A 12,863-nucleotide genomic window follows, 5' to 3' on the forward strand; every position below is an offset into this window, starting at 1 on the left:
ACCGAGGGAGACCACGACGTGACAACCACCGACGGCAACGCACTCGTCGACGACCTCGCCGCCCGCATCCGCGCCAAGATCATGTCCGGCGAGATCCCGATCGGCGCCCCGCTCCGGCAGGCAGACCTCGCCGCCCAGTTCGGCATCAGCCGGACGCCCGTGCGCGAGGCGCTCCGGCAGCTGCAGACCGGGGGGCTCATCGAGGTCGTCCCGAACCGTGGTGCCGTCGTCCGGGTCCCCGTGCCGTGGGAGGTCCGTGAGGCGTACGAGGTCCGCGCCGAGCTCGAGTCCCTCGCGGCACGTCGCGCCGTCGACCGGCTCGACGACGCCACCATCGCCCAGCTCCGCTCCGTGAACCAGGCGATGTACGAGCGATCGCTCGCCGCAGCCGGAGACGAGGGCGCCGACGGCGGTGCCGGCACCAGCACCGGCACCGGCGAGCAGCCGAAGCAGCGCGAGGGCGTCGACAACGACCAGTTCCACGGGCTGATCTACGGCGCGTCGGGGAACACCCGGCTGACGCGCATGCTCGTCGAGATCAACGACGCGTTCCCCCGCAACGTCTCCGGACTCGTGCTCCGTGAGAACTCCCGCCACCGCGAGGAGAACTTCCGAGAGCACGAGGAGATCGTCGAGGCCTTCGTCGCCGGGGACCACGACCGTGCCGCCGGCCTCATGCGCGAGCACGTCCTGCGCGCGGGTGAGCACCTAGCGCACTGGTACGAGCGCCGCTCGTCCACGGTCTTCACGGGCTGACCGAGTCGGCCGCGCACCGAGCGCGGCCGACCCACCGGGGCCGCCCCGCGCCTCCAGGCCGTCAGGAGGTCGGCACCCGCCGGATCCAGCCGGTCGCCTCCTCGATGGCGCGCGTGACCGCGAGCAGCTGCTCCTCACGCCCGTACCGGCCGACCACCTGGACGCCGACGGGCAGCCCGTCCGGCGTGAAGCCCGCCGACGTGACCACCACCGGGTGCGCCGCGAGCGTCAGCCGGTTGGCGAGCATCTGCCAGGTGAAGTACCGGTCGAACCGGTGCCCGTCGACCTCGTCGACCCACTCGACCCCTGCGGGCGGTGCGACGACCGGCGTGGCCGGCAGGACCAGCACGTCGTGCCGGTCGAGGACCGCCGCCGTGTCCCGGTACATGCGTGTCCGTCGCTCGTAGGCGTCCGCGAGCCGGGTCGCGGTCGTGGCCCGACCCTGCTCGACGTTCCGGACGTAGTCGGGCCGGAAGCCCCGCGCGCCGGCGTCGACCGCGTGCCGACCGCCGAGGAAGAACTCGAACGTCTCGATGGTCTCCCACGCCTCGTCCGCGCCCGTGAAGTCGGGCTCGTCCGGCTCGACGACGGCACCGAGTCCGACGAGCTGCTCGGCGAACGCGCGGTGCACGGCCCGCACGGCGGGATCGATCGGCAGGCCACCGGCGTCGTCGCTCCAGGCGATCCGCAGGCCGTCGACCTGGACGGGTCGCACGGGGTGGACGGGCATCGCGGACATCGGCCAGACGGACTTCTCGACGGCGAGCGCCTGCAGGAAGCGAGCCGCGTCGGCCGAGTCACGCGCCATCGGACCGGTCACGCCGTGCGGCGTCCAGGCGTTGCCGGTCCGGCCGCTCGGCACCCGGCCGGGGCTCGGACGGACACCGACGACGTTGCAGAACGCCGCCGGGTAGCGCAGGCTCCCGCCGCTGTCCGAGCCGTCGGCGATCGGCAGCATCCGCGCGGCGAGCGCGGCGCCGGCACCGCCGCTCGACCCGCCCGCGTGCCGCGACGGGTCCCACGGGTTCACGGTGGTCCCGAAGACCGGGTTGAACGTCAGGACGCCCTGCCCCATCTCCGGGGTGTTCGTCTTCCCGATGATGATCGCGCCGGCGTCGCGGAGCAGGGTCGCGAGCACGCTGTCGTGCTGGGCCGGTCGAGCGTCCGCGAACGCGGCCGACCCGTTGGTGGTCGGGAACCCGGCGACGTCCATCAGGTCCTTCACCGCGGTGGGCAGGCCGTGCAGCGGCGGGAGCGGCTCGCCGGTGGCGCGAGCCTCGGCGGTGCGACGGTCGGCTGCCTCGGCCGCGGCGAGGGAGACCGAGTCCGGCTGCTGCGAGACCACGGCACGGAGGCCCGGGTTGCGTTCCTCGATCCGTTCCAGGTGGGCGCGCATCACCTCCACCGCTGACACCTCCCTGGTCGCGACGGCGTCGGCGAGGCGGACGGCGGACCAGTCGGCGAGGTGCTCGGGAGCGTCGTGCTGCGGCATCAGCGGCCGCCCTCGTGGTCGTGCTGCTGCTCGGCGGGGACGTGCCCGTCGTGCGCAGCGTGCGTGTCGTGGCCGGCGTGGTCGTGGCCCGCGTGGCCTGCGCCCGGGGCGCAGTGGGCCGACGCCGACGGGGGCACGTCGAGGGACGGGTTGCGGTCGAAGAACCCGTCCGGCTCCAATCGGAAGCCGATCGAGTCGACGGGCATGATCGGCCACTGCTCGGGCCGCGGGAAGTGGTGCACGCCGAGGACCGGCCAGAGCACGAGGCGTTCGTCCTCGAGCGAGCGGTCGGCACGCTGCCAGACGTGCACGCCGTCGTCGCCGAGCTCGCCCTGGTTCGGGTACTCGCCGGCGATGAAGCGCTCCTCGGCGTCGAACGCGCTCGCCCACAGGTGCTTCGCGACGAACGGCGCCTTCCGCTCGACGATGCTGCCGGGACGCACGTGCAGCTGGGCCGTGTCCTTGATCGCCAGGCGGTAGGCGGTCGCCTCGCCGAAGCGGTTCCGCGCCGACTCGCTCTCGATCCGCCAGTGCAGGGCGCGCGCGGGGTCGGTCGTGCGGGCGGCGGATGTCTCGGAGACGATCGGCGTCTCGACGGCGATGCAGGCGTTGCCGTAGGGGTTCAGCGCCTCGTCCGGCTCCGGTTCGGCGTGTACCTCGACGAGCCGGTTCAGCGGTCCGTCGACGGCGGTGTCGAGCCGCACGGCGAAGTAGTGCTGGTGGGTCGGGGCCTGCACATTCGGGGCGACCATCCGGCCGGACCGCGGCTGCTCCCCGTCGGCGATCCCGGACACGGACATGATGCCGGTGAGCTTGACCTCGAGCTCGACGGAGCCGTCCTGGTACAGCGACCAGTAGAAGCCGTAGTCGTAGTTGGCCACGGTCGCGAAGCTCGAGATGACGAGCCGGCGACCGCGGCGGACCTCTGCGCTGCCGGTGCGGGTGTTGACGTGCTTCCAGAGGATCGAGTCGTCCTCCTCGTGCAGGCAGATGCCGTTCACGATGGTCTGCGGTTCGCCGTGCCCGTCCAGGAAGTCGACGTCGAAGTAGCGGATCTCCCCGAGGCAGTCGCACCCGAGCTCGAGGCTCGCCGTGAGGGGACCTGCGCCGTACTCGCCCCAGTCGAAGAAGTTCTTGCGGTACGCCGTCGGGTCGCTGTCGAGGTACGGGACGTACATCTCGTTCACGGCGGCACGGCGGAGCACGGGCCGTTCGACCTCGCCGTCGCGGTAGGTCAGGTCGTGCAGGACGAGGCCCTCGCGGTGCGAGAAGCCGACGCGGAACGACCAGTTCTGCCACCGGACCTCGTGGCCGTCGACGGCGAAGCCGGGGCCGTCCGGCTGCACGATGTCGAGCGCCGACACCTCGCGGTCCGGACCCCACGTGCCGGAGGTGTAGACGCCGGTCTCGCTCGCCATCGGGACGACTCCGTGGTCCTCGATGCGGACGACCTCGAGCGTGTCCAGGTCGAGGATCGGGACGAGTCCGGCGACCGGTCGGGCGTAGCCGTTGTCCTCCGGGAACTCGCGGTACCAGACCGTGCCCCAGCTGAGCCTGCGGTCGGCGAGGTCCTCCGGCACGAAGCCCGTGATCGACTCGGGGTCGACCCAGACGAGCGAGGTGTCGGTGATGCCGCGCTTCGCGAGCGCCTCGACGATGAGCGGGGAGTTCCGGGCGGCCTGTGCGATGAGGCGCGCCTCGTCACTCGAGACACCGGGACGACGGTGGTCGACGTCCGTCCACAGCTCCACGATGGCGGGCGAGTCGGGACCGGCGGTCCAGCCCCGCACCTCCCATGCGGCGTGCACGTCCGGGTCCATCACGACGAGTCGGACCGGGCGTGCACCGCCGGCCACCGAACCGCGCGCCTTCTCCTCGTCGAGGGCGATCCCCCAGAACCGCGGACGGGCACCGATCCGACCGGAGTCGCGGACCGCCTGGACGAAGGAGGCGATCTCCGCGGACGTGAGCGGGTCGAGGACGTGGACGGTGCTGCTCATGGCGTTCCTTCTGCAGGTCGTTCGGGTTCTGGTGGGGCGGGCCGGATGGTCGGCGCGGGTGGCACTGGTCAGGGGGCGTCGAGGACCACGGCGCGGCCGTCCGCGCGGGGGTCGCTGGCGGCGTCGAGACGACCGTCGGCGTGCAGCCGGACGGTCTGCACGTGCCCGGCCTCGTCGACCGGGCCGTCGGTGCGCACGGCGGGCAGGCCGAGCAGGTCCGCGGCGGCCACGGCGTCGTCGGACCCCGGCTCGGCGACGAGCGTCATCTCCTCGTGCCCGAGGTCCCGAGCGCCGACGACGAAGCGGGGTCGACCGAGCACCTCGGCGGGGTCGGCATCCCGTCCGAGGAGGTCCCGGGCGACCTGCGCCAGGATCCACGGCTGCGCGCTGCCGCCCTGGCAGCCGAGCCCGAGCACGAGGTCGTCCGTCTCGGCGATGACGGGCAGCAGGGTGTGCGGGGGACGGAGCCCGGGGCCGACGTGCGCCGGGTGGGCGGGGTCGGTGCTGAACGCCGACCCGCGGTTGTGCAGCACGATCCCCGTACCGGGGTCGAGGAGGCCGGACCCGAACAGCTGGTACACGCTCTGGATCAGCGTGACGACCGTCCCGTCCGTGTCGGCCGCGGTCACCGCCACGGTGTCGCCGAGCGCCCGCCCGGCCCGGGGCAGCGCGCCCGCGCGACCGGAGTCGCGGGGATCGAGCATCGCGGCGACGTGGACGGCCCCGCCACGTGGGTCGCCGAGCTCGGCCTGCCGGACGAGTGCGGCCCGGTGCACCGCGTCGACGAGTTCCGTGGTGCGCTCCGGGGCATCCGGGGCGAGCGCCTCGGGCAGGATGCCGAGCAGCACGACGCCCTGGGTCGGCGGCGGGGCGACCCACCAGCGCACGCCACCGGCCGTGGACTCCTCGGGGGCCACGGTCTCGGCACGGTGCGCGGCGAAGTCGTCCGTGGTGTGGGGACCGCCGAGTTCCCGGAGGCGCGCGGCGATCGACGCGGGGATCCGGCCGGAGTACATCGCGTCGGGGTCCTCGGCGAGTTGGGTCAGGGTCGCGGCCAGCGCGGGTTGCACGAGCACGTCACCCTCCCCCAGCAGTCCGCCGTCGCCGTCCCCGAAGACGCCGACCATGCCCGCGTCCGCGTGCAGTTCGGCGCTGCGGACGGCGATGGCGCGTGCGAGACCGGCGGACACCGGGACCCCCGACGCGGCGAGGCGGGCGGCGTGGGCCAACGGCGCGCCGAGCCCGAGCCGACCACCGAGCGCGTCGATGGCCCGCCAGCCGGCGACGACACCGGGCACGGTGACGGTCCGGGCGCCCTGCCGGGGCATGCGTTCCTCGCGCGCCAGCGCCGCGACGTCGATCCCGGCGGGTGCCGCTCCCGCCGAGACGACGGCGGTGACCGGCTGCCCCGGGCGCCGCACGAGTGCGACGAGGTCGCCGCCGATACTGCACTGGTGCGGGTAGACGACGGTCAGTGCCGCCGCTGCCGCGAGGGCCGCGTCGACGGCGTCACCGCCGGCCGCGACGGCTTCGGCAGCCGCGTCGAGTGCAGCGGGGTGCGGCGCGGCGACGGCGATCCGTCGGGCGGACGTGCTGGCGGGGTCGGTCATGCGGTGGTCACCATCCTGGCCGGGCTGAGGAAGTCGAGATCGGGGCGGGCGACGCCCTGGACGAGGTCGGCGAGCGCCTCACCGACGGCGGGGCCGAACTTGAAGCCGTGTCCAGAGCACGCGGCCGCGACGAGCACCTCGGGTCGGTCGGGCAGCGCACCGACGACGAAGCGCTTGTCCGGCGTCATCGTGTACAGGCAGGCGACTGCTTCGCCGCCGTCGGTCGTGATGCCGGGGACGAACCGCTGGAACAGCTCGGCGAGGTGCGCGACCTCGTCGTCGGTCGGCGGCGCGACCGGGACCTCCGGGTCCCAGACGAGCCCGGCGTCGATGCCGATCTTCGCGCCGGACCCCGCTGCCTCCGGCAAGCCGAAGACGAGGCCGTCCGGCAGGTCGACGGAGAAGCAACCGAGTGCCGGCGGCCGCGCGAGCGCCTGCCCGGCCGGCGCGGTGAGGGTCAGGATGCGCCAGACCTCGAAGAACCCGGCGGTGGCAGGGAGCAGCCGTGACACCCAGGCACCGCCCGCGAGCACCAGCCGGCGGGCGCGGAGCTCCCCCGCGTCGGTCCGGACCGTCACGACGCCGTCGTCCACCTGCCAGTCCTGCACGGTCTCGCCGTGCCGGAGCTCGGCGCCCGCTGCCGATGCGGCCGACTGCGCGAAGGCGAGTGCCCGTGCGGCCTCGAGCACGCCGGCGTCCGGGTCGTGGACGGCGCCGTACGCCTCGGGCGGGCGCAGTGACGGCGCCAGCGTCGGCCAGTCGGCACCGTCGGCCGGGAGGCTCGCCCCACCCTGCAGCGTCGGCTCGCCCCGGTGGGCGTACAGTCCTCCGGTGGTGTGCAGGAAGGGTGCGCCGGCTGCGGCCGCCCAGCGGTCCCAGCCGCGGTAGGCGCGGTCGACGAGGTCGTTCCACACCGGGCTCGGGTAGGCACGGCGCACCATGCGGGTCGCGCCGTGCGACGAGCCGCGTGCGTGCCCGGGGGCGAAGCGGTCGACGGCGACGACGTCGAGTCCGCGGCGGGCGAGTTCGTACGTGGTCGCGGACCCGTGGATGCCGAGTCCGAGGACGACGACGTCGTGCACCCGGGTCACGAGCGGGCCTCCGCGGCGACCTCGGCCACGCCGTCGAGCAGCACCCTGACGTCCTCGTCGTCGTTGTAGACGTGCGGGGAGACCCGCACGACGCTCGGCAGGCCGCGCGTGCCGAGGTCCCACTGGGCGTGGCTCGCCGGGACCGAGATCGAGTCGATGCGCCGCGTCCGGAGCCTGGTGGAGACCTCCTTGCCCACGAGGCCGTCCACCGTGAAGGTGACGATCGCGGACGGGGACGCCGGCGGGTCCGCGACGGTGACGCCGTCGATCTCGGCGAGCGCCGCCCGGATCCGCGAGCCGAGCGCGACGAGGTGCGCTTCGGTGGCCGCCGGCCCCCGGTCGAGCGCCTCGCGGAGCGCCACACCGAGCCCGAGTCGCGACGCGACGGAGCACTCCCACGTCTCGAGCTGTCGCGCCGTGCCGTCCATCGTCCACTCATCTTCGCCTGTCCAGACCGCCCCGCGGACGTCCGGGGCCCAGGCGCCGAGCCCTTCGAGCGTTCCGCGGCGCAGGTAGGCCAGTCCGGTCCCCCGCGGCCCGCGCAGGAACTTGCGGCCGGTGGTGACGAGGACGTCACAGTCCACGGCCGTGACGTCGATGTCGATCTGCCCGACGGACTGCGTGGCGTCGACGACCGTCCATGCACCGTGACGGCGGGCGATGGCGGACACCTCGGCGATGGGCTCGACGAGGCCGGAGGAGGTGGGCACGTGCACGGCGCTCACCACGATCCGGCCGGACGCACCGGCGACCGCGCGGTCGAGCACCTCGAGGTCCATCGCACCGCTGGTGTCGTTCGGGACGACCACCAGTCGGACGTCGTCGTGCCGTTGCATGGCGAGCAGCCGGAGCGCCTGGCTCACGTAGCTCGATCGCGGTGCGATGACCGTGTCGCCCGCCCCGAGCCGGAGTGCGTCGAAGACGCCGCGGAGCCCGCTCGTCGCGCTGTCGAACAGGGCGATCTCGTCCGCCTCGGCGCCGAGCAGTGCCGCGGCCGACCGGTACACGGCGGCCACGTCGTCGGCGGCCTCGTTGGCCGCTTCGTACCCACCCACCCGCTGTTCGCGACGCATGTGGGCGACCACTGCCTCCAAGACGCCGTCGCTGACCAGGCCGCTGCCTGCCGCGTTGAAGTAGTGGCGCCCCGCGGTGCCGGCGGTGCGTGACCGCTCGGCGACCACGTCGATCACCGTCGTTGCCGGATCGGCGCGCGTGCCGTCCTCCAGACCGATCGTCATGTGGCGGGTCCTCCCTCGTCGCGTCACCCCCGGACGCTGAATGTATCCCATAATAAACAGGTTGTATCCATTACTGCTACTGCCGGATACTGTTAGCACATGGAGCACTCCGCCGAAGCGCGCGCACAGGAACTCGGACTCGTCATCCCGGACTACGCGAACCCGCCCTACGGCGGCCGGTACGGCAGTGCACTCCGCGCGTTCCACCGGACCGGCGACCTGCTGGAGCTGAGCGGCATGACGCCGGAGTCACGCGACGGCACGATGCTCCACCCCGGCGCCGTCGGCGTCGACATCACCCTCGAGCAGGCGCAGGAGGCTGCGCGGTACACGGCGGTGAACGCCCTGGGGATGATCCGGTACGCACTCGGCTCGCTCGACGAGGTCGCTGCACTCTCCCGCGGGCTGTGCTTCGTGCTCTGCCCGCCCGGGTTCGAACAGCTCAACCAGGTGTCGAACGCGGCGAGCGACCTGCTCTTCGACGTCTTCGGTCCGGACGTCGGGCGGATGGGCCGAGCGTCCATCGGCGCCACCGCCCTGTCCCGCAGCGCGTGCTTCGAGCTGTGGTTAAGCCTGGAGTGCCGCCCCCGCAGCACCGCGGCGTGAAACCACTCGCCGAGGCCGGGACCCACGGCGTCGCGTTCTGGCTGCTCGCCCTGGCCTCGACGGCCGGGTACGTCGTGAACGGCGCGAGCACCCCGGTGGTGCCGCGGATCGCCGCCGACCAGCTCGGTGCGGATCCCGCGGTCGGCGGTCTGCTCGTCTCACTCGCCGGCTTCGTCGCCATCGTCGCGATGCCGGTGGCCGGGGTCCTGAGCGACCGGGTCGGACCGCGCCGCGTGCTGGTCGGCGCCGGACTGCTCGCCACCGCCGGACTCGCCGTCGTCCTCGTCGCGCTCAGCATCCCCGGGCTCGCCGTCAGCCGCGTCGTGTTCGGCGCCGGGAACGCCGCCACCGCGACCGCCCTCACCGCCTGGGTCGTCGCCGAGGTGCCCGTGGCCCACCGGGGACGGGCCCTCGGGCTGTTCGGCTTGGCCGTGTGGATCGGCTTGGCACTCGGTCCGGTGCTCGGCGAGAACCTCTACCAGACCGCGGGGCACGGCGCCGTCTGGGTCGTCGCCGTCGGCATCCAGCTGGCCGGGCTCGTCGTGGCACTGCTCGCTCGCGGCGGATCCGCACCCGTGCGTCGGACGACGCCGCGCCCGGTCGGCGCCGGGCTCGCGGTTGCGATCCGCGCCGTGGTGCGCCCCGGCCCCGCCGGGCTGGCCGCCTGGGCCGCCGAGGGCTTCATGATCGCGTTCCTCGTCCAACACCTCGTCGGACAGGGGGTCGGCGCGCAGGGACTGACCGGCGCCGCGAACGTCTTCACGGTCTTCGCCGCGAGCGTCGTCGGCGTGCGCCTGCTCCTCGGCGGCCTGCCCGACCGGGTGGGGCCCGTCCGGACTGCCCGCGTCGCCATGGTCACCCTCGCCACCGGCCTCGTCGTACTCGCCGTCGCGCACGACTTCCCGACCGCCGCGGTCGGTGCCGTGCTCGTCGGCGCCGGGTACTCACCACTGTTCCCGACGCTGACCGTCCTCGCCACGACGACGCTCGACGAGCACACCCGGGCCACGGGCGTCGGCGTCTTCTCCGCGGTCACGAGCGCGGGCTACGCGGTCGGTTCGCTGCTCGGCGGCGTGCTCGTCTCGGCGGTGGGGTCCGGGTGGGCGCTCGTCGCGCTCGCGGCACTGCAGCTCGCGGCCGTGCCGGCGCTCGGTCGACTCCCCCGCAGGCGGTCGCCCTAGACGGTCACGTCGACGATGCGCTGGAGGAGTCGTTCGAGCTCGCGCACGGACGCAGCACCCTCGCTGTCCTCGAGGCGCGCGAGGATCCGGTCGAACGCGTCGGCCCCGAGCGCCGTCCACTCGCGTCCGCGGTCCGTGACGGCGAGGGGGCGGCGTCGGGCGTCGTCGTCGTCGGTGCCCCGTGCGACGTAGCCGAGGTGCTCGAGGGATCGGATCGTCTTCGCCGCGGCTTGTCGGGAGACCCCGAGCACGCGGCCGAGCGCGGAGGCGTCGGACGCCCCGGCCTCGATCGCCTGCATCGCGAAGTGCAACGCGGGCGTCGCACCCGGGTGCCCCTGACCGGCGAGTTCCGCGGTGACCTCGGACGACATCGCCTCGAACGACCGGAGCAGCTGGTTGGCGAGGCGCGCTCCCCGTGCGGTGTCCATCCTGCGACCGTAACCGACATCGGGTCTGGCAACCCGGTTGTCAATCGGATACACTGACAACATGGTTGACAACATGGTTGACAACATGGAGATCGGGACGCAGGTCGAAGTCGAACACCACTCCGCCGAGGTCGGCGGTGGCCAGCTCCACTGGGTGTCCGCCGGCACGACCGGCTCCCCCGTCCTGCTCGTCCACGGGTTCCCGGAGACGTGGTGGGCGTTCCGCGGGCTCATCCCCCGGCTCGCTGCGCGCCACCGGGTCATCGCCGTGGACCTCCCCGGGTTCGGCGGTTCCCTCCGCCACGACGACGCGACGGCGGGTCTCGGCAGTGCCGGAGCTGCGGCGACCCTGCACGAGCTGATCACGCGGCTCGACCTGGGTGCGGTCCACGTCCTCGGGCAGGACATCGCGGGCAACACCGTGTTCCGACTCGCCACCGAGCATCCGGACGTCGTGCGGAGCCTGGTCGCGGTCGAGACACTCGTGTCCGGCTTCGGCCTCGAGCGACTGGCGGACGTCGGCAACGGGGGCGCCTGGCACATCGGAGCGATCGCCACCCCTGGTGTCGCGGACTTCGTGTTCACCGGCCGGGTGCACGACTTCCTCACCCGCATGTGGTTCCCGTACCTCACCGCCGTCGCCGGCGCCGTGACACCGCACGACGTCGCGGTGTTCGAGCACGCGTACTCCCAGCCGGACGCGTGGGCCGGACCACGGGCGCTGTACGCGTCGGCACTCCGGGACGGAGACGAGCTCCGGGCGCTCGCGGCGTCCCGCGGTCTCCGGGTCCCGGTGCTCGCCGTGGACGGCGCGGGCGGTTCGACCACCGCAGACGGGATGCGGCAGATCGCGGACCGGGTCGAGTCCGTGGTCCTCGACGGCGTGGGGCACCACGTCGCCTCGGAGGCTCCGGAGCGGCTCGCGGACGCGGTGCTGCCGTTCCTCCGCGCGCTGGACGACGACGCCGGGTGACGCTGCCCGCAGCCGTGATCAGAGGGCGATGACGACGCTCTTCGACTCGCAGAACGCCCGGAGCGCCTCCTCGCCGAGGTCCCGGCCGAGACCGGACTCCCCGACGCCACCGAACGACAGCGCCGGATCGAACAGGTTGTAGGTGTTCACCCACACCGTCCCCGCGTGCAGTCGCTGTCCCATCCGGTGCGCCCGGGCGAGGTCCTTCGTCCAGACGCCGGCAGCGAGTCCGTAGGTCTGGTCGTTCGCGATGGCGATCGCCTCGTCCTCGTCGTCGAACGGGATGACCCCGACGACGGGTCCGAAGATCTCCTCGCGGGCGATGGTCATCGTGTTCGAGACGCCGGTGAAGAGCGTCGGCTCGACGTAGTACCCGGGGCGCTCCGGGACGCCGCCGCCGACCGCGACCGTGGCCCCCTCGGCCTTCCCCTGCTCGATGTACCCGAGGACCTGCTGCCGCTGCTCCTCGGACACGAGCGGTCCGACGGTGATCCCGCCGTCGAGACCGTCGCCGACCGGGACGTTCCGGACCGCGGCGACGAGACGCTCGGTGACGTCGTCGAGGACCGACCGCTGGACGAGCAACCGACTGCCCGCGGTGCACATCTGACCGGAGTGCCCGAACGACGCTCGCATGGCGGTGACCACGACCGCGTCGAGGTCGGCGTCCTCGAAGACGATGTTCGGGCTCTTGCCGCCGAGCTCGAGCGTCAGGCGCTTGAAGTCGGCGCTCGCAGCCGTCATCACCTTGCGACCGACCTCGGTGCTGCCGGTGAACGAGACCTTGTCGACCCCGGGGTGCGCAGTGAGGGCAGCTCCGACCCGGCCGTCACCCGTCAGGACGTTGACGACCCCGGCGGGGACACCGGCCTCCTCGCAGATCGCGGCGATGCGGAGCATCGTGAGCGGCGTCTGCTCGGCGGGCTTCACCACGACGGGGCAGCCCGCGGCGAGCGCCGGCGCGAGCTTGAACGCGCCGGTCATGATCGGGAAGTTCCAGGGCAGGATGAGCGCCGCGACGCCGACCGGTTCGAGGGTCGTGTACACGTGGTGCTGACCGCCGTCGACCGGCACCACGGTGCCGGTCAGGCGGGAGGGGGCACCCGCGTAGTAGCGGAAGACCCGAGCAGAGGTCGCGGTGTCCGCGCGGGAGCGTTCGATGGGCTTCCCGTTGTCGCGCGTCTCGAGCACGGCGAGTTCCTCGAGACGCTCCTCGATGAGGTCTGCGACCCGGTTCAGGATCCGACTGCGGTCGTGCGGGCTCATCCCGCTCCACCGGCGGTCCTCGTGCGCTCGGCGAGCGGCGGCCACGGCGGCGTCGATCTCGGCCGGGCCTGCCTGCAGCACACGGGTGAGCAGCACCTCGGTCGCCGGGTCGAGCACGTCGAGGAGTTCGGCACCGTCGGGGGCCATCCAGGTGCCGTCGACCAGGAACGGTTCGAGCGGGGCGAGGGGTGCGAGCGTGTCTCTCAAGGCGGGTCCTCCGTG

11 protein-coding genes are annotated in these 12,863 nt (G+C 73.3%); 4 read left to right on the forward strand and 7 right to left on the reverse strand.

Annotation, left to right across the window (positions count from 1 at the left end):
* The first annotated feature begins 18 nt into the window (after window positions 1-18).
* A complete protein-coding gene (locus ACO0E1_RS02025) occupies window positions 19-756 on the forward strand; it encodes a GntR family transcriptional regulator (protein WP_422872648.1) in 738 nt (245 codons plus the stop codon).
* A 61-nt stretch (window positions 757-817) separates the two neighbouring features.
* On the opposite strand, the gene ACO0E1_RS02030 is transcribed toward ACO0E1_RS02025, so the two are convergent.
* The 5 genes from ACO0E1_RS02030 to ACO0E1_RS02050 form a co-directional block, all read right to left on the reverse strand.
* Window positions 818-2,248, reverse strand: coding sequence for an amidase (locus tag ACO0E1_RS02030; protein WP_422872649.1), 1,431 nt, complete (start codon window positions 2,246-2,248; stop codon window positions 818-820).
* Window positions 2,248-4,248 (reverse strand): primary-amine oxidase, encoded by a 2,001-nt coding sequence (locus ACO0E1_RS02035; RefSeq protein ID WP_422872650.1) that lies wholly within the window; start codon window positions 4,246-4,248, stop codon window positions 2,248-2,250. Before ACO0E1_RS02035 ends, ACO0E1_RS02030 begins: the two co-directional genes overlap by 1 nt.
* Before the next feature lie 68 nt (window positions 4,249-4,316).
* Entirely contained in the window at window positions 4,317-5,858 is a 1,542-nt protein-coding gene (locus tag ACO0E1_RS02040) for a gamma-glutamyltransferase (RefSeq protein ID WP_422872651.1), read from the reverse strand.
* On the reverse strand, window positions 5,855-6,949 hold the full coding sequence (locus tag ACO0E1_RS02045; RefSeq protein ID WP_422872652.1) for an FAD-dependent oxidoreductase: 1,095 nt from the start codon (window positions 6,947-6,949) through the stop codon (window positions 5,855-5,857). Before ACO0E1_RS02045 ends, ACO0E1_RS02040 begins: the two co-directional genes overlap by 4 nt.
* Window positions 6,946-8,187 carry an aminotransferase class V-fold PLP-dependent enzyme gene (locus ACO0E1_RS02050; protein WP_422872653.1) on the reverse strand — a complete coding sequence of 414 codons (1,242 nt, stop codon included), beginning with the start codon at window positions 8,185-8,187 and terminating at the stop codon, window positions 6,946-6,948. The genes ACO0E1_RS02045 and ACO0E1_RS02050 overlap by 4 nt, the downstream gene beginning before the upstream one ends.
* A 99-nt stretch (window positions 8,188-8,286) precedes the next feature.
* On the opposite strand from ACO0E1_RS02050, the gene ACO0E1_RS02055 reads away from it, so the two are divergent.
* Both ACO0E1_RS02055 and ACO0E1_RS02060 read left to right on the forward strand, forming a co-directional pair.
* On the forward strand, window positions 8,287-8,793 hold the full coding sequence (locus ACO0E1_RS02055; RefSeq protein WP_422872654.1) for a RidA family protein: 507 nt from the start codon (window positions 8,287-8,289) through the stop codon (window positions 8,791-8,793).
* Complete coding sequence (locus ACO0E1_RS02060) at window positions 8,790-9,974, forward strand: MFS transporter (RefSeq protein WP_422872655.1); 1,185 nt, start codon at window positions 8,790-8,792, stop codon at window positions 9,972-9,974. The genes ACO0E1_RS02055 and ACO0E1_RS02060 overlap by 4 nt, the downstream gene beginning before the upstream one ends.
* Here ACO0E1_RS02060 and ACO0E1_RS02065 read toward each other — a convergent pair.
* Complete coding sequence (locus tag ACO0E1_RS02065) at window positions 9,971-10,402, reverse strand: MarR family winged helix-turn-helix transcriptional regulator (protein WP_422872656.1); 432 nt, start codon at window positions 10,400-10,402, stop codon at window positions 9,971-9,973. The two genes, ACO0E1_RS02060 and ACO0E1_RS02065, sit on opposite strands and share 4 nt — an antisense overlap.
* 61 nt (window positions 10,403-10,463) lie before the next feature.
* On the opposite strand from ACO0E1_RS02065, the gene ACO0E1_RS02070 reads away from it, so the two are divergent.
* A complete protein-coding gene (locus ACO0E1_RS02070; protein WP_422872657.1) occupies window positions 10,464-11,375 on the forward strand; it encodes an alpha/beta fold hydrolase in 912 nt (303 codons plus the stop codon).
* A gap of 18 nt (window positions 11,376-11,393) precedes the next feature.
* On the opposite strand, the gene ACO0E1_RS02075 is transcribed toward ACO0E1_RS02070, so the two are convergent.
* Window positions 11,394-12,848 carry an aldehyde dehydrogenase family protein gene (locus tag ACO0E1_RS02075; protein ID WP_422872658.1) on the reverse strand — a complete coding sequence of 485 codons (1,455 nt, stop codon included), beginning with the start codon at window positions 12,846-12,848 and terminating at the stop codon, window positions 11,394-11,396.
* Window positions 12,849-12,863: the final 15 nt, after the last annotated feature.

This window comes from Curtobacterium guangdongense (assembly GCF_049341845.1).
Taxonomy (GTDB): Bacteria; Actinomycetota; Actinomycetes; order Actinomycetales; family Microbacteriaceae; genus Curtobacterium; species Curtobacterium guangdongense.

Excerpts from the sequence above, each read along its gene's own strand:
- ACO0E1_RS02030 (WP_422872649.1), bottom strand. The coding sequence starts at position 2,248 with ATGCCGCAGCACGACGCTCCCGAGCACCTCGCCGACTGGTCCGCCGTC.
- ACO0E1_RS02035 (WP_422872650.1), bottom strand. The coding sequence starts at position 4,248 with ATGAGCAGCACCGTCCACGTCCTCGACCCGCTCACGTCCGCGGAGATC.
- ACO0E1_RS02040 (WP_422872651.1), bottom strand. The coding sequence starts at position 5,858 with ATGACCGACCCCGCCAGCACGTCCGCCCGACGGATCGCCGTCGCCGCG.
- ACO0E1_RS02050 (WP_422872653.1), bottom strand. The coding sequence starts at position 8,187 with ATGACGATCGGTCTGGAGGACGGCACGCGCGCCGATCCGGCAACGACG.
- ACO0E1_RS02055 (WP_422872654.1), top strand. The coding sequence starts at position 8,287 with ATGGAGCACTCCGCCGAAGCGCGCGCACAGGAACTCGGACTCGTCATC.
- ACO0E1_RS02065 (WP_422872656.1), bottom strand. The coding sequence starts at position 10,402 with ATGGACACCGCACGGGGAGCGCGCCTCGCCAACCAGCTGCTCCGGTCG.
- ACO0E1_RS02070 (WP_422872657.1), top strand. The coding sequence starts at position 10,464 with ATGGTTGACAACATGGTTGACAACATGGAGATCGGGACGCAGGTCGAA.